At 42.6% G+C, this 16,106-nt stretch carries 14 protein-coding genes; 11 read left to right on the top strand and 3 right to left on the bottom strand.

Annotated elements, in window-relative coordinates; genetic code table 11:
- Positions 1 to 4: 4 nt before the first annotated feature.
- The 5 genes from JOE45_RS05595 (at position 5) to JOE45_RS05575 (ending at position 6,478) form a co-directional block, all read left to right on the top strand.
- The gene (locus JOE45_RS05595; RefSeq protein WP_245246663.1) at positions 5 to 1,231 is read left to right on the top strand and encodes an ABC transporter permease; all 1,227 of its coding nucleotides are present in this window, start codon (positions 5 to 7) and stop codon (positions 1,229 to 1,231) included.
- A gap of 19 nt (positions 1,232 to 1,250) precedes the next feature.
- Positions 1,251 to 2,552, top strand: a complete 1,302-nt coding sequence (locus JOE45_RS05590) for a TolC family protein (protein WP_210021133.1) — start codon at positions 1,251 to 1,253, stop codon at positions 2,550 to 2,552.
- 505 nt (positions 2,553 to 3,057) lie between these two features.
- A complete protein-coding gene (locus JOE45_RS05585) occupies positions 3,058 to 4,401 on the top strand; it encodes a cytochrome ubiquinol oxidase subunit I (RefSeq protein WP_210021134.1) in 1,344 nt (447 codons plus the stop codon).
- A gap of 15 nt (positions 4,402 to 4,416) precedes the next feature.
- Positions 4,417 to 5,430, top strand: coding sequence for a cytochrome d ubiquinol oxidase subunit II (locus JOE45_RS05580; RefSeq protein ID WP_210021135.1), 1,014 nt, complete (start codon positions 4,417 to 4,419; stop codon positions 5,428 to 5,430).
- Positions 5,431 to 5,704: 274 nt separating this feature from the next.
- Positions 5,705 to 6,478: a cysteine hydrolase family protein gene (locus JOE45_RS05575; RefSeq protein ID WP_210021136.1), complete on the top strand. Its 774-nt coding sequence runs from the start codon at positions 5,705 to 5,707 to the stop codon at positions 6,476 to 6,478.
- Positions 6,479 to 6,892: 414 nt separating this feature from the next.
- Here JOE45_RS05575 and JOE45_RS05570 read toward each other — a convergent pair whose 3' ends face one another.
- Entirely contained in the window at positions 6,893 to 7,957 is a 1,065-nt protein-coding gene (locus JOE45_RS05570) for a sulfite oxidase (RefSeq protein ID WP_245246661.1), read from the bottom strand.
- Between the two features lie 177 nt (positions 7,958 to 8,134).
- Here JOE45_RS05570 and JOE45_RS05565 point away from each other — a divergent pair, with 177 nt between their 5' ends.
- Together JOE45_RS05565 and JOE45_RS05560 are read left to right on the top strand one after the other, a co-directional pair.
- On the top strand, positions 8,135 to 8,539 hold the full coding sequence (locus JOE45_RS05565) for a CHRD domain-containing protein (RefSeq protein ID WP_210021137.1): 405 nt from the start codon (positions 8,135 to 8,137) through the stop codon (positions 8,537 to 8,539).
- Positions 8,540 to 8,813: 274 nt separating this feature from the next.
- Positions 8,814 to 10,379, top strand: a complete 1,566-nt coding sequence (locus tag JOE45_RS05560; protein WP_245247454.1) for an alkaline phosphatase family protein — start codon at positions 8,814 to 8,816, stop codon at positions 10,377 to 10,379.
- 392 nt (positions 10,380 to 10,771) lie between these two features.
- Here JOE45_RS05560 and JOE45_RS05555 read toward each other — a convergent pair whose 3' ends face one another.
- The gene (locus tag JOE45_RS05555) at positions 10,772 to 10,987 is read right to left on the bottom strand and encodes a hypothetical protein (protein ID WP_210021138.1); all 216 of its coding nucleotides are present in this window, start codon (positions 10,985 to 10,987) and stop codon (positions 10,772 to 10,774) included.
- A gap of 645 nt (positions 10,988 to 11,632) precedes the next feature.
- Between JOE45_RS05555 and JOE45_RS05550 the strand changes: the two genes are divergently transcribed.
- From JOE45_RS05550 to JOE45_RS05540, 3 genes are all read left to right on the top strand, one after another.
- Positions 11,633 to 12,247, top strand: a complete 615-nt coding sequence (locus JOE45_RS05550; protein ID WP_348632586.1) for a class I SAM-dependent methyltransferase — start codon at positions 11,633 to 11,635, stop codon at positions 12,245 to 12,247.
- 241 nt (positions 12,248 to 12,488) lie between these two features.
- On the top strand, positions 12,489 to 13,772 hold the full coding sequence (gene cls / locus JOE45_RS05545; RefSeq protein ID WP_210021139.1) for a cardiolipin synthase: 1,284 nt from the start codon (positions 12,489 to 12,491) through the stop codon (positions 13,770 to 13,772).
- A gap of 171 nt (positions 13,773 to 13,943) precedes the next feature.
- Positions 13,944 to 14,150: a DUF1657 domain-containing protein gene (locus JOE45_RS05540; protein WP_210021140.1), complete on the top strand. Its 207-nt coding sequence runs from the start codon at positions 13,944 to 13,946 to the stop codon at positions 14,148 to 14,150.
- Between the two features lie 300 nt (positions 14,151 to 14,450).
- On the opposite strand, the gene JOE45_RS05535 is transcribed toward JOE45_RS05540, so the two are convergent.
- The gene (locus tag JOE45_RS05535; RefSeq protein WP_245246657.1) at positions 14,451 to 14,906 is read right to left on the bottom strand and encodes a hypothetical protein; all 456 of its coding nucleotides are present in this window, start codon (positions 14,904 to 14,906) and stop codon (positions 14,451 to 14,453) included.
- Positions 14,907 to 15,837: 931 nt separating this feature from the next.
- On the opposite strand from JOE45_RS05535, the gene JOE45_RS05530 reads away from it, so the two are divergent.
- Positions 15,838 to 16,044 (top strand): hypothetical protein, encoded by a 207-nt coding sequence (locus tag JOE45_RS05530; protein ID WP_245246655.1) that lies wholly within the window; start codon positions 15,838 to 15,840, stop codon positions 16,042 to 16,044.
- Positions 16,045 to 16,106 lie beyond the last annotated feature (62 nt).

Here is a 16,106-nt window from a genome sequence, read left to right as displayed (position 1 = left end):
CCAAATGACGAGATTGAAGGTAGGCAGCGTCATCTCCGATGAATGGAAAAGCATTGTGAAGGATCGGCGCTTGTTCGCTATTTTGTTTATCGTTCCGGTGATGTACACTTTGCTGTTCGGAGCGATCTATATGCATCACAAAGTGACCGAACTGAGCACCGTCGTGATGGACGACGATCAAAGCCCACTCAGCCGGCAGATCATTCAAGCCTTTGACGAGAGCGAGTCGTTCGGCATTACGAAAAGGGTACATTCGGAGAAGGAGGTGAAAGAGGCGCTGGCTTCAGGAGAAGCCAAGGTCGGGCTGTTCATTCCGGACAGGTTTGAGGCGAGCTTAAAGCAGGGCCAAACGCTGCCGCTTCTGACTTGGGTGGACGGGAGCAATATGATTTATTCGAACACGGCAACGAAAGGAGCCAATGAAGTCATCACGACGTTCGGCATGGGTCTCTCTGCCAAAAAGCTGCAGCTGCAGCAAGGGCTGCAGGACGAACAGGTGCTGAATACACTAACGCCGATTCCTTACAGGTACCGCATTCTATATAATCCTGCGGTAAACTATAGTGATTTTATGATTTACGGTTTGATCGGTGCAATCCTGCAGCAGGTGCTGTTTCTGGGAATTGCGCTGGCGATTACCAGGGAAAAGGATCAAGGAACCTGGCAGCGGTTTGCTAGTTGGAAGCGGGAACCATGGCGGTTGGCGTATGCCAAGACAGCTCCGTACTTTCTGATCAATCTGTTCAATACGACGGTTGCGCTGTGTATCGCATTATATGTGTACCAAGCCCCATTCGCGGGCAGCCTGGCGGTCGGATTCCTTGTTGTGCTCAGCTTCACGTTCGCCGTAAGCGGCATCGGGTATTTGATCAGTCTCATATCCGGTAATCAGCTTGGCGCGACGCAGACTGCGATGCTGATCGCCGTGCCGTCCTTCCTGCTTTCCGGCTTCACATGGCCCTTTGATGCGATGCCCCAAGCGCTGCAGGTGGTCGGCCATCTGCTCCCGCTCACGTATTTTCTGGATGCAGTCCGAAACGTATTCGTGAAGGCTAACGACTACTCTATCGTATGGCGTGATTGCTTGGCCATGGGAATGATGGGAATGGTCACGTACTTTATCGCCCTGCTGATGACTCGGTTTGCCATGTTTCGGAAGAATGAGGAGCAAAGTGCAGAAGTAAGCCTGAACGCTCAGTGTTCATCAGATTCGACCAGTTTGACCCTATAAATGATAAAGGAGATTCAGCATGAAAAAAACAATAGCCTGCTTGTGTGCAGCGGCGCTCATGTTTTCCAGCGTACAAAATGCCGCTATGGCGGGCGAACAGAGCGATGATCAAGATCAACAAGCCTATGTAACAGCGACTGCATTGGATACCGTGTCGTCCATTGATTTGCCTACCGTGCTGAAACGGGCATTGGATGACTCCAATAACTTGACGCTGCTTCACCTTAAGTATGGGGCATTGAACGCCAAAGAGAACGATTTGAAGCTGCAAATGGATTCACTCCAGGGAGCATCGTTTCCGGCCGCGTATCTGCCCAATACGCCGGCTGAGATGACTGCAGCAACGAATGCTCAAGGTGTGCAGCTGATCCCGGCGGAGAATTTGTGGATCGGCCCGATGACGACGGTAACGAATCATGCCATCAATCAGTTGATCCAAGGCATGGGTGCCATGAACGCGGGTATGAACAGCATGATTTCCCAGCAAAGAGAGCAGATGAAGACGGCGGCGCACCAACTGAGTACGGATCAGCGCAATACGCTGCTGCAGCAGGATGAAGCCCGTGAGGGCATTCGACTGCAGATGATCGCAGAGTATGTGAAGCTGCTCGGCATGAAGAAGCAGATCGCGTTCATGCAGGATTATCAGACGATGCTGGAAAAGGAGATCACCAAAGCAGCGCTGTTTGAGCAGCAGGGCCTGGCTTCTTCCGAGGATGTGCTGACAGCGACGAAAGCGCTGGCTAAGCACAAAGACGACATGACGGTGTTGCATCAAAATTATCGGCTCGCTCTACTGCAGCTTTCCTTCGATATCGGGATCTCCTATGATCCGAATCTTGAGCTTAGAGAAATCGAAATTCTGTCCCTTAATCCTATCGTTGAAACCAATACGAATATCCTGTTGGAAAACTCGTATCAGATGAAAATAAGCGCTAATAACATGGAAGAGGCTTCTTGGCAAAGCGGTTATTCGGTGAGTAAAAACGTATATGGCGAACAATATTTGGGCTTGAATCATGCGATAGCAGGAACGAAAAACAGTCAAATGCAATTGGAGCTCACCCAAAAAATACAAGCAACCTATACAGATGTAAAGAACGCGTACCAATCCTGCCTTGCGGAGCAGCGCAATATGGAGGAGGTGAAAGCGGACCTGGACAAAATGAAATTACGATATGAGGTCGGCGTCATATCCCATCATGATCTCAGGAAATTCGAGCTTAAGATCCGTCAAAGCGAAACATCACTGGAGGCTGCAAAGCTGAAATATTACGTGCTGCGAGAAAAGGCGATGGCCATGGAAAAAGGTTTCATTTAATAACCGTTACTGCTCATCACAACCTAAGCAACCTCAGTTCATGGTTCAAATGGACTGAGGTTGTTTAGTTTAGTCCGCGACAATCGATTTCGTTATTGACGGGGAGATGGATGAGAAAGATGGATTCGAAGCATATAAAAGGACCATCTCTCAACGGGAATACTTGGCCCTGGCCATTTCGCTCACGCTCTCGACTTTTACGGTGTTTACCCTGTTTACTTTTTAGGCGCACGGATGGGAGAGACCATGCTTGCAGAGCCGGATCATGGAACAAATGGAAAGAGCTGATTAATCGTTAAAGGAGGAGCCGCGCTGAAACCGAATAACGGTTTTCTCCACTAAACGTACCCTATACAAAAAGAAAATGGTTGGGGTTAACCATTGCACCTAAGCATCTCAACTGAACAAGCTATCGTCTCTTATCAGGCGACAGCTTGTTTTTTTGTATCTGTTGGATTACATGATCTAGACGCCTTATGGAAATACTTACTGTTATCGGTTAAACATGGAGGGATTTATAGTGAGTGCTTTGGAATGGAGTCGGGCGTTGACAGAAACAACACTGGCCTTCCACATTATTTTCGCTACGATCGGTGTCGGCATTCCGATCTTTATTTCCATTGCCGAATGGATGGGCATTCGCTTCAATGATCCTCACTATTCGCTGATGGCACGGAGATGGGCTCGCGGATTTGTCATTACCGTAGCCGTTGGCGTTGTTACAGGAACGTGTATTGGCTTGCAGCTTAGTCTGCTGTGGCCCAATTTCATGCGTGCCGCCGGTCATGTGATCAGCTTGCCTTTGTTTCTGGAAACCTTCGCCTTTTTCTTTGAGGCGATCTTTTTGGGAATTTATTTATATACCTGGGACCGCTTCAAGAACCCGTATGTTCACTGGCTATTAACGATCCCTATCATTATTGGCTCCTCCGCTTCCGCGGTTTTCATCACAATGGTAAACGCGTTTATGAACACGCCTCAAGGATTTACGTTGGAGAACGGAGTCTTCACGAAGCTCGATCCGCTTGCGGCGATGTTCAACCCGGCAACACCGTCCAAAGTGGCGCATGTATTGTCTTCAGCTTACGTGACAAGTGCTTTCGTTCTTGCGATGATTGCCGCTTTCTCCATATTGAGGGGGCGGCAGCATGAGTATTACAAAAAATCAATCCGGCTTAACATGTTTGCGGGACTTATATTAGCTTTAGCTACTTTTGCGGTCGGTGATATGTCCGCAAAGTTCCTCGCCGTGATGCAACCGGAAAAATTGGCGGCAGCGGAATGGCATTTTGAGACAATGCCAAGGGCACCGCTTGTATACGGAGGGTTTCTGAATGAAGAAACGCTGGAAGTAACGGATGCATTACATATCCCGTTAGCCCTTAGCATTTTGGCCCATAGTGATCCTAACGCACCCGTCATTGGCTTGAACGAATTTCCTCGCGATTTGTGGCCTCCGCTCTATGTGCATTACCTTTTTGACGGAATGGTTACCATTGGGGGGTATCTCGTGTTCATCCCGCTAATATTCTTGGTGTTCTCCTTTTTCAAACGATGCAATGAATATAACCGATGGATATTATGGGGAATCTTGGCGGGTGGTCCCTTATCACTTTTGGCCATTGAACTTGGTTGGTTTTATGCGGAGGTGGGGAGGCAGCCATGGATTTTACGAGGGTACATGCGAGTATCCGAAGCGGCAACAACCAATTCGCATGTGCAGCTGACCTTTTGGCTATTTGTTCTACTGTATTTGGTTCTGGGAACGGTGTGCACTATGGTATTAAGCCGATTATTTCGCAATCAAACGGCGGAGATGGAATTGGAAGAACGCCGTATCATTCTGTAGGAGGACGGCATTACTATGTCACTCGAACTGATAGGGATCACCGTATTATGGATCTTTCTTTACGGATACCTGATTGTAGCATCGATTGATTTCGGCGCGGGATTTTATGCTTACTATGGTCGGGTCGTCGGAATAGAATCGGTCATCCGACCCGTCATTTCCAGGTATTTGTCCCCGGTTTGGGAAGTCACCAACGTGTTTTTTGTCTTCTTTTTTGTCGGCATCGTTGGTTTTTTTCCGGATACCGCCTATTATTACGGAACGGCGCTGCTGATTCCAGGAAGTATAGCATTGATTCTTTTGGCCATTCGCGGTTCCTTTTATGCCTTTGCCAATTACGGCGCACGAGATAACCATTTATATCTGCTGACCTACGGAGCAACAGGCTTATTGATACCGGCCTCCCTTTCTACGGTTCTTACCATTTCAGAAGGCGGGTTTTTGACCGTCCGGGAAAATAACGTCATATTTCTCGCGGAAGAGTTGTTTTTTAGCAGCTATTCCTGGGCAGTGGTTCTCCTTGCCATATCCAGCGTTCTGTTTATCAGCTCGACATTTTTGACCTATTATGCTGCACAGGCGGAAGACTGGCCTGCGGTGGGTTGGCTCCGGCAGTTTTCATTGTGGGGAGGTATCCCCACGATCATTTCCAGTTTGTTCATCTTTATCGCGCTTCGCAACCATAACCTGCGGCATTTTGAGAACATGCTTGATATCTGGTGGATGTTCGCTTTATCCTTGATAACCTTCATGTTGGCCGTATGGCTCATTTGGAAACAGAGAAATTACGGCATGGCTTTCATACTGGTCATGTTTCAATTTGCGTTTGCTTTCTTTGGCTATGGGATTTCTCACTTGCCATACTTGCTATATCCTTACGTAACGATAATCAGCGGAGTGACTAACCCGGCCATGGGAAGAGCCCTTGTGATTGCTTTTGTTGCGGGGTTATTTCTGCTGATCCCGGCGCTCATTCTGCTGCTAAGATTATTTTTATTTAATTTGAAGTATGTGAAGGGGGAAACGTAGTGGGGGACGGGAAGAGAAAGTGTCTCAATCGATTTGACCGTCATGATCAATGGCTGATGAGACTCTGTTTTGGCATCGCTGGTTTGTTGCTTTTGTCGATCACTCGGTATCTCTTTTCCTAAGAGTGGTAAATAATTACATGACCTATGGCATAAGCATAATAAAGATGCCCAAGCCGTCCACGATTCCTGTCGCGGATGGCTCTTTTTGAGTTATACTAGATGCAAAGTACTATTGGCACAATACATAATCATCATAATAGGGGTGGTTCATAATGAAAACGGATAACATCATGTTGTTTGTTATTGATCCTCAGAATGATTTTATGGATGACGGAGCGCTGCCCGTTGAGGGGGCTAAAAAAGATATGGAACGATTAGGGACGTTCATTTCTGAGAATGATCGAAAAATTAGACGCATAGGCTACTCGCTGGATACTCACCAGCCGATATCGATTTTCTTTTCCGTATGGTGGACTGACCAAGACGGACAAAGCCCTGATCCCTATACAACGATAACGTATGATGATGTCATGGCTGGCCGGTGGAGTCCGCAGTTCCGTCCAGATGAAACTCTGGCATGTTTAAGTACGCTTAAGTCTATCATGATTTGGACGGACCACTGTCTTCAAGGCACTTCGGGTGCAGCTGTGGAGAAGAATCTTTACAACTCTATCATCCAACATTCCCGTAAGAACGGGTTCAATCCTTTTGTGATTGAAAAAGGGCTTGACCCGATTAGCGAGATGTATGGAATTGTTCATCCAGAGTATAATCCGATGAACCTCTTCGACCAAAGAATGATTAGTGAATTTCAGAAGTACGATGAGGTCCTATTCGCTGGGGAAGCTGCATCTCACTGTGTGCTGACTTCGGTGAAGCAAGTCTTGGTTTTGTTCGATCAAGAGACCGTAAAGCCCCGGTTTACCATCCTGACAGACTGCATGAGCTCGATTGCCGGCTGTGAAACGGAAACGAGTGACACTTTTGATCGACTGGGAGTGAAGTACGGACTGCGCTTCATGAAGTCGACCGACGCTTTATCATAAAGAAGCGATAACTTTCTTTTCATTTGACTTACTGCGCAGCAAATAGAAACCGGGATTAGCTCCCGGTTTCTATTCGTATCGTTGATATGGGAAACGCCCCTACAACCGGTACACCCCATAGTATGTGCTATTGCGCTTTACATGGCAGAGGCTCATCAGACATGAATTTATTGAGTACGTTATATGAAGATATTATAGTCGGATATAGAGATGGCGCGAGATAGAGGGAGACGACATTGATAACCTTGGTTCCATGGACACTCATTTTACTATCCATTTTCAAAAAACGAACCTAACATATGATATTTCATGAGCTCTGGTTGGGGAGTAAGTAAGATGAAAAATCAGCTGTTTTTGGGATTCACATTAACTGGCGTTATTCTTGTTCTGAGATAGTTGTCGTCACTCTACACTCTATTCAATTTTCACGTGCACTCTGGGTACCGCGTTGTACCCATAGCCTTTTCGATTCCACTGAGCTTCATGGGGTTGAGAACGGCCGTATGAATCTTTCGCTCTAGATAAAATGATGAATTCTCCTTTATGTTTAGGCGACCATGCATAAGACCAGAACGTCCATGCATACGATTGACCGATTTTTTTATGTAATTCTGCTTTTACCCAATGGTTTCCATGATCCGTACTGATTTCAACATCTGTGATTTCTCCCTTACCCGTCCAAGCCACCCCTAATACAGAATGATTGCCTTCAGGTAAAATCCCCCTATCCAATGGAAACTGTATGGTGGAATTTACATTCATCGTGGTTACCGGCTTTTGGCCTATATCATCCTCTTGATTTGGATAATAAACATAGTCCTTGGACTGGAAAGGGCCCTGAAATTGTTGTCCGATCACCGTGATGCTGCGCAGCCATTTTACGGAGGCCATCGCATACCACTGTGGGACAATAATCCTTAAGGGATAACCATGCTTATAAGGAATAGGTTTCCCGTTATATTCATAGGCAATAAGGGTATTGGGGTGAAGCGCTTTATCAAGCGGAAGACTTCTGGTAAAGGCAAACTGTCCCGGCATATCTTTCCTTTGACCAAAATCATACCCTTCGAACACAACTTCTCTTGCGATTTCTTTTACTCCGCTATAGGTTAACAACTCCCTTAGAGGGACTCCTTTCCATACCCCTTGGCTAATCGCTCCGTCCTCCCATTGCTCACCATAAACCTTGGGGTTAAATTTTGCTCTTTTGTTGCCTGAACACTCCAAAACTACTGTCAAAGTTTTTGAGGGCATGTGCAGCAGGTCCTGATAGCTAAAATTCAATGTCCTGATGACCTCTCCTTGAATAGGAAGAAAGAAAGCTTCATTGGGCAGGATGGGATACGGGAAATGATTACGTTTGTAGAATAATTCCTCATTGAGGTCCCAAGTTCTGATATGCTGTATCGGGGTCTCCTGATTTTCCGGAATCAGACTCTTCGTGGTGAGATTCGGGTAAGGTGTTAGATGATTGAACAAAATATCAACTCCGCTAATTTGGTTTGTTACTCTCTTTATAACCTATATTCACTTCTCTGTTGTCGCATTCAATTAGAAAACTTCTTGTGGATCTCTGAAGGCTTTTGGGCTACAGAACATGCCACACGTACTCAACCGGAATACAATATTTTATCTTTCCGAGAGGAGTATGCGGGCATGAGTAAATTCAGAGCTTTTTTAACGGGCAGGGAAGAGGTACCGCCAGTCCGGACAGCTGCCTTTGGAAACGCTATATTCCGGCTGAGCCGTGATGGAAGAAGGTTAAAGTTCGTGCTTATCGTAAATAATATTTCCCGGGTCACTCAAGCCCATATCCATCTGGGCCGCAGAGGACAGAACGGACCTATAGTCGCTTTCTTATTCGGCCGAAGCAAATTTGGCATCTCTGTACGAAGAGGAGTTGTAAAGGGAACCTTGACGATGGCGGACTTAGTTGGACCTCTGCAAGGTAAGACGATCAGAGATTTAGTCAATGAAATTAGACAAGGTAATGCTTACGTGAATGTCCATACGATACAAAACCCGAATGGGGAAATTCGCGGACAAATGACCAAAAATTAGTTTTTGCAATAGAGAATTTTAAATTCAATAAACGAGGGAGAGGAAAGATTTCCCCCTCGTTTTTTAATGCCTATTTCAGAAAACGGAAGGATATGAATTTTTATCGTGACACTGATCTTTCTACATAAACGAATTTTATTGGATAAAAAACCTATGAAATGGATAAAGTTACTTTATTGAAATATTGGATAAACGTTTGGACAGCAGGGGTAAAACATTTCAATATTAAGGCTGGTGATTCATCATGTATAAAAATATGAGTCGGTGTTTACTAATGATGTTGATCATGATCCTAACGTTTGGATGCCAGCGGCAGGAATCTATTCCTAAAGAAAAGGATCTCATTCAAGTCAAATCCTCACAAGGAGAAAATACAAAGAAAATCATATTTCTGATGATTGATTCTTTAATGTCTCAAACGATGGATAAGGGAATAGATCAGAAGGAACTTCCTACGCTTCAATTCCTGATTGAACATGGGCAATATTATAAGAACTTGGTGAGCTCTTTTCCTACGATGTCGGTAACGATCGATAGTTCCCTTCTTACTGGAACTTATCCGGATGTTCATCATGTGCCGGGACTTACCTGGTATTCGTCTGAACAAAAGAAAGTGATCAATTACGGTACCGGGTCTATGGAGATCTTTAAACATGGAATCGATCCGGTATTATCTGATGCGCTAATGAACTTGAACGGCAGGCACTTAAACCGACAACAGCCTACCATATATGAAGACTTAGCACGGCATGGGCTCAAATCCGGTTCCATTAACGGTTTGATTTATCGGGGAACAACCGACCATACGTTGTCTATTCCCCCCTGGATTCAAGGACCTACCTCTTTACCAAAGGAAATTCCAGTAAAAGGACCCGATTTTTTAGCCTTAGGTTCTTTGTCCAAGCCACTGGAAGGCATTACAAATCTCCCTGACGGGTTAACCCGTCGTATGGGATTCAATAATCCATATTCTATTGAGACCGTTAAATATTTGATAAAAGCAAACCAATTGCCCGATTTTTTGTACGTTTATTTGCCGGATTTAGATCAAGAGGTACATAAGAAAGGTCCTTCATCTCTTAATGGATTGAAGGAAGTGGACGGGCAACTTCAATCCCTGCTGCAAACTTTTGGTTCACCGGAAGAGGCCTTAAGAAAAGCGATTTTTGTCATTGCAGGTGATAGTGGAGTCACTCAAATCTTGCCTGCTCAAAACAACCCGGTTATTCATTTGCCTGCCTTTTTCAGGGGAGATCATGTTTTACGTCCAGGAGAAAACATATCGCAAGAAACAGATATCGTCCTCGCTGTCAATGAAACCATGGCTTATGTTTATAAACTGAAAGCAGATCGGTCATTAAGAGACATGGCCAATGGATTAAAAGCCGATCCGCGAATGGATTTTATTGCGTGGAAAGAAAAAGGATGGATTTGCGCGGTTCAAGGCAATACATCCAAAGAACTGAAGTTTAAAGCAAATGGGCAACTGACCGACCCTTATAAACAAAAATGGACGGTTGAACAGGATGCAGAGGTTTTAGATTTAAAGGTAAATACTTCGAATGATACATTGGAGTATGGCCGATATCCTGATGCATTGCAGCGATTATCTGGAGCTCTCAACTCTCATCCCGGGGAATTTATGGTTGTTACTGCAAAACCCGGGTTTGAACTGGCAGACAGCAGCTCACCGACGCATAAGGGTGGTGGAGGCCATGGGTCTCTTCATCAAACGGAATCGATTATTCCCCTTATCATTTGCGGAACGGATCAACAACTGCAATATTTACGCATTGTCGATGTAAAAGCATTTTTGCTAAAACTATTAACACAAGGATAGGGGATAGCGGTTGCTTGTTTTATCCTGTTCTATTTTTCTCAGCTATGCCCAAATCAACGACTGATGTGTCAAGGATGATAGATGGAGATAACCACATCGTAATAAAAATATTTACGTGAGTGACCAGGTTAAAAGTCAAAGAATAGGGCTAGGGGATGTCCCTAGCCCTTTAACTATTTATACAACATACAACTTTTTCTAATTTATTGCAAACTCCTCAAAAACGAATTCTGTCGGGGAATCCGAAAGGAATTGTCTTGTCAGAAATTCATACCGCACCCGATCAAAATTCATTTTTACTTTGTAGAGCGTATGAAGAGTTATATAACGGTCCCATAATCTCAACCTGATTTTTTCCAATTCAGGACTTCGGTCCATGATCATTTTTCGGCTCAAGTGACACTATTATCGCCGGGGTTTTGTGCTATTTCTGCGTTTTTTTCTCTTTCCCCCATCAATTTTTGAAAATATCTAGCCCGTTCAAGATGATAAGCCCTTAATTGTTCTTTGTAGTGATGCATTTTCATGTGCCATTCATACATCTGCTTACAATGGGTATAATGATCTTGAGTATATACCGGCATTGCATAATGAGTGAAATGATCCATATCTTCCTCCTAGATATTAATGTTTTATTGACAACAAATTACAAAAATAATGTATGTGAAGAAACCTATTGTGCACACGGCAGATGCCCTACTGATTTTAATACCTATTCAACCAAATCGCTTTTCAATAACCCCAATATCATCGGGATCAGCTGCTAATTGCTGGCTTCAAGCTCTTTCTTTACAAAAGTCTTGATAAGCTTTGGAGCAAAATATTTGAAATTGAAAACTTAAACATACGAAACCACTGATTTAATCATTCCAGTGGTTTTCTTGTTATGCGGTCAGCTTGGTAGTCATCTCAAGGGTTTTAAGTCCCGAACGGGGGCTGGTGAGAGCTTACTGCAGCGAAGGGCAAGGGTGTCTGTCGTGAAGCGGAATCTGAAGCTGAAGCTGAAGCTGTTACTCTACAAGTGTACCTTGCTTGCTGACCCGCATATACGGTGGTGTGAGAGGTCTGGGATTAGTCGCCCCCACTTACTCGATATTAAAATTAGCATTGAATGATTCCAATCGTATGAGTTTATGCCCACGGCAAGGTAGGAACCGAGCAAATATCAAAATTTCCAAATAAAATTTTGAATTGATACAATGTTGAAGGATAAATTAATTGGAGTACCTTATTTAGAAAGAAGGTGAAACCTCATTACTCTGCACTTCGCCCCTCGACTTTATCATTGGTTTGTTCGTCCCACGTGGTTTACAAAGAAACATATCCATAATCACATCCAATCCAAGTTTCTACTCGACGGTCATGTAGTCCTCGATTTCGGTTCCGGTACAGGGGCTAATTGCTCAATGTTTAAACCGTCCTATTATCTTGGTGTTGATCCTGACATCAAACGAATAAATTACTCAAAACGCTTATATCCCCAGCATTCGTTTCAAGTTTTAAAAAATAACAAATTACCTATTGGGGATAAAACGATTGATTACATTCTCATTGTAGCTGTACTGCATCATATTTCAACAAATGAAATTTCAGTTTATATGAAAGAGTTTCAACGGGTTTTAAAACCGACTGGTACGATAATAGTAATGGAACCCTTTATATGCAAGAAGAAACCTTTATGTAATTGGTTTATGAACCGGTATGATAAGGGGGAGTATATTCGTGATGAAGAAGGTTATTTACGTTTTTTTCAAGACAGTTACGATTGTAATGTGTTAAAACGTTTTCGTAAATGTTTCTTTTATCATGAATTATTTTTCTCGGCCATGCCAAAATCGTCGGCTGTAAAGGAGGAGATAAATTCTTAACAAGAATAGTATCTCAGTCCATACCATGCTTTGCCTCGCTGAAAAGTACTTAAGGGGAATAGGGTGTGCATTGGAGAATGAAAAACCGCATTATAAAGATTTTAAAACTAAAACAGCCATCTCGTTGGCTGTTTTTTTTTAATTTATAGTACAATCCCTAAAGATGTAAGAAATATAATTATTATTTTTGAGCCATACTTGTCTTAGTTGAATTGCAAAATTTACAGAACAGAGGTGTTTAATGGTTGGAGGTAAAGGTAAATTCTATAAATTGAATCACGAACAAATCTTTCAATCAATTCTAACGCTTGCTCAAAAACAGGCACAGCAGATCAAACAAAAACAACTGGTATATAAAAACCCTACTGCACTGTATTATAAAGACATGATTTATTTGAATCTGCTTATGAATGACTCCCCTTTACAGCAGGATAACCAAGTGGAAATTTTTATAGATGGTCAAGACAAGTTTAATGCGCTCTTTCAATGCATCCAAGAAGCGAAAGATCATATTCATTTACTTTACTATAAAGTAAAAAATGACGCACTGGGTACCAGAATGATGAATGCACTTGTGCAAAAAGCAAAAGAAGGTGTCCATGTCAAACTTTTGTATGATGATATCGGATCACCCGGATTGACCTCCGATTTTTTTGTTGATTTGAAAAAAGCCGGTGGAGAAACAACTGCTTTTTTTTCATCAAAAATTCCTTTTGTCAACCCGAGAATTAATTACAGGAACCACCGAAAAATTGTCGTTATCGATGGTGAAATAGGTTTTATCGGCGGATTCAATATTGGCAAGGAGTACCTTGGGTTAGATCCTGGTATTGGTTATTGGAGAGATACCCATCTAAAGCTGACAGGCGGCGCGGTACATATATTACAGGCCCATTTCTTTTTGGATTGGAACATATCGAGGAAGCATCCGGTTTCATTTGAACCAAAATACTATCCCACAATGTACAAACACGGAGATGTAGCGGTACAAATCGTATCGAGCGGACCTAATCTCAAGTATAATCATATCCAAACTGCTTTCATTAAGATGATTTACTCCGCAAAAAAAAATGTCTATATCCAAACGCCTTATTTTATTCCGGATGAATGTCTCTTAATGGCCCTCAAAATCGTAGCTTTATCCGGTGTTGATGTTAAGGTCATGACTCCAATAAAATCGATCAGCAAGTTTCTACATTGGGCCTCTTACTCTTATTTAGGAGAGTTAATGGCTTCCGGAGTGAAGTGTTATTTTTATGAGAAGGGATTTCTTCATGCCAAAACGATCGTTGTAGACAGCAAGATTGCATCAGTAGGTACATCCAACTTTGATATACGGAGCTTTAAGCTGAATTTTGAAATAAACGCCTTTATTTACGACACGCCTACGTCCCAAAAATTAGAACAGTTTTTCGTAGAGGATTTGGTACATTGCCGGGAAGAAACAATTTTGGATTATGAAAAGCGTTCCTCTTCTTTTAAGTTTATGGAATCTATTATAAGACTTTTCTCACCTATCATGTGATAAAACATTAAAATCCCGATAATGCTACATTTACGATAGGTCAAACCGAGATACCATGATTTATAATGGAGTTTTAAGGTTAATCTAACCCCTGTAACTTCCATTCATTAATTTTTAACTGATAAGCCATATTAGAAAGGTATTTTACTTTACAAATGAGGAGGAAAAGAAATGACAGTTTCATCACAATTAAAGACATCCTTAGCTTCATTAAAGAGTGCTCAAGCAAGTTTTGAAACATTTGCTCTGGGAACCCAAAATCAACAAGCAAAAACATTGTTTACAAACGCTGCGCAGCAAACTCAGAATATTATTGATCAAGTTAATCCTCGTGTTCAGCAAATAGAGAAAGAAGAACCGCAATATAAAGGATTCTAAGTTTAGTTGTTAAACTTGGTAGGAAAACAAAATTCCCGTTCCACGTAGTTTAGCGGTTCGGGAATTTCGTTTTAAATGTAGTCTCTTTCTTGAAGAGTCGCAGTTAAACAAGAACTTGATGAGATAATGCTTCAAGTCACTTTTTTTCCCTGCCAACGTATCATCCGAAATCCCAAGTGTAGATTCGTGCCACATATTATTTGTTTACATGATAAAAAAGACTTACATTCGCTTTACAACGAATACAAAGTCTTTTCGTTTTCTAAATCGGTATGTGTATTTATTCTGAACGGAGCCTAGTTACGATCCATATTGGGATTGTCCAAGCCACGGGGAAGGTCCAGTAATACGTAATGTGTATTGTTTTGCGTTTTGTAAATGCAATTCAGCATAATTCTGCCAGAGTATGATGTTTTCTATAAACGGTTTGTACGAAGCAGGGGCGGCATTTCTCATGACAAGTAAACCGGCGTGCACGCTGCGGTCTTTCTGTTCTGAGTTTTCGATGCAGGCCATCAGAGTTTCGACTATGGAGGGAGCAGTTTCTCCGTTCAGTAATCTTTGTGCGGATCCTGTTGCGGTTACGTGATGATAAGAACCCGGGACAAGATGTGTATGCATTTCCGCATTTCCTTCTAAATCTTTTGTTTCGGGTATATGGAACAACTGCGTGCTAGTGGAACAAACCATCTGTTCACCGTATAAACTACGGTTTAACTCAGTTACAACAGGTTGCCATATTTCATTTTGTCTCAACAAGAACACCTTCCCGAATCATATTGGGCGAATCGCCTGCAATATCGTATGTCGCAGAGGCCGTTTTGCTACTCAAATCATTGAATCGTATCTCTAAACGTATGAGCGTTATAACTCTGGTATGGTTCCCCTGTATATTTCGTTCTTGTCCGATTTTGATGGATGTGACCAGATTATCGGTCGAGAAGGTCTAAAACCGCTTTCGCTCCGGCACTAACGAATAGCTAATTCCCCGATCCCCCCTAATCCAAGCCATGACCATAACAGTAGGCATATCTTTCAAATTTAATTTTGTTCTTGCCTCCCCTTGTTGTTTTTAATCCGAAAATTCGATTTGATCGGAATTTCCGTAACAACGATCCGATGTTTTGGTATTTTATAATGGACTAATTGCCTGAGTACCTCATCATGCGATGATCCAATTCGGGTTGCGATCAAACTTGGTGTGCATGAAAATTAGTAATGACGGTACATAAACTAGCAGGATACCCCATTTTTTTTAATCGAGATAACGAAGAGCTGCTGAACGAATGCATGCAATAACTAAATCGGGTTTTAATTGTCTGAGAATCTGTTCTATATTACGATGAAACAACTGGTAAATGATAAACTGTAACCAGGAAGTTTGCTTATAAGAGCCCAAGAATTAGGCCACTTATAATCGGATGATGCATTCTTCCAATTTTGATAATTTGCGTTTCTACTGAAGCCTCCTGAAGTGAAATACCTTGAGACAATGCTTCAGCTGCTTTTGTATGTCCGCTATCAAATGCCTCGGAGAGGAGTAATACTTTTTTCTTCCATTACTTGGGAGATGAGTTATGCCCTATATAAACTGGTTGTCGAAAATTGTATCGTCTATTGGCTAGTATCATGAAGTCGTCAGCCAAAAACCTGAAGACCAACAAATTTCCGGGAGGAAGATAATCTCTTGGATCAATTCACTCATTATGCAATGCCAGTGTATACTCAAGATCATTATACCTATTGTAAGCAGATGTATGATTGGCATATGAAGATGCACCATTACAAAGAACAATTAAGGGCCTATCACCTTGAACGGGCAAAGCAGTATCAAAGGTTGATGGAGGAAAAAGGAAAAAGAGAAGAAAACTTCAACGATAATAGTGTGGCTTGAACGGAAAGATTATCATAGACCGAAGTCCTGAATTGGAAAAAATCCGGTTGATATTATGTTGT

It is taken from the genome of Paenibacillus sp. PvR098, assembly GCF_017833255.1.
Taxonomy (GTDB): domain Bacteria; phylum Bacillota; class Bacilli; order Paenibacillales; family NBRC-103111; genus Paenibacillus_G.
Note: the sequence above shows the minus strand (reverse complement) of the source record. Positions and strands in the feature narration are given on the sequence as shown.

Excerpts from the sequence above, each read along its gene's own strand:
- JOE45_RS05595 (WP_245246663.1), top strand. The coding sequence starts at position 5 with ATGACGAGATTGAAGGTAGGCAGCGTCATCTCCGATGAATGGAAAAGC.
- JOE45_RS05590 (WP_210021133.1), top strand. The coding sequence starts at position 1,251 with ATGAAAAAAACAATAGCCTGCTTGTGTGCAGCGGCGCTCATGTTTTCC.
- JOE45_RS05585 (WP_210021134.1), top strand. The coding sequence starts at position 3,058 with ATGGAGGGATTTATAGTGAGTGCTTTGGAATGGAGTCGGGCGTTGACA.
- JOE45_RS05580 (WP_210021135.1), top strand. The coding sequence starts at position 4,417 with ATGTCACTCGAACTGATAGGGATCACCGTATTATGGATCTTTCTTTAC.
- JOE45_RS05575 (WP_210021136.1), top strand. The coding sequence starts at position 5,705 with ATGAAAACGGATAACATCATGTTGTTTGTTATTGATCCTCAGAATGAT.
- JOE45_RS05565 (WP_210021137.1), top strand. The coding sequence starts at position 8,135 with ATGAGTAAATTCAGAGCTTTTTTAACGGGCAGGGAAGAGGTACCGCCA.
- JOE45_RS05560 (WP_245247454.1), top strand. The coding sequence starts at position 8,814 with ATGATGTTGATCATGATCCTAACGTTTGGATGCCAGCGGCAGGAATCT.
- JOE45_RS05555 (WP_210021138.1), bottom strand. The coding sequence starts at position 10,987 with ATGGATCATTTCACTCATTATGCAATGCCGGTATATACTCAAGATCAT.
- cls (WP_210021139.1), top strand. The coding sequence starts at position 12,489 with ATGGTTGGAGGTAAAGGTAAATTCTATAAATTGAATCACGAACAAATC.
- JOE45_RS05540 (WP_210021140.1), top strand. The coding sequence starts at position 13,944 with ATGACAGTTTCATCACAATTAAAGACATCCTTAGCTTCATTAAAGAGT.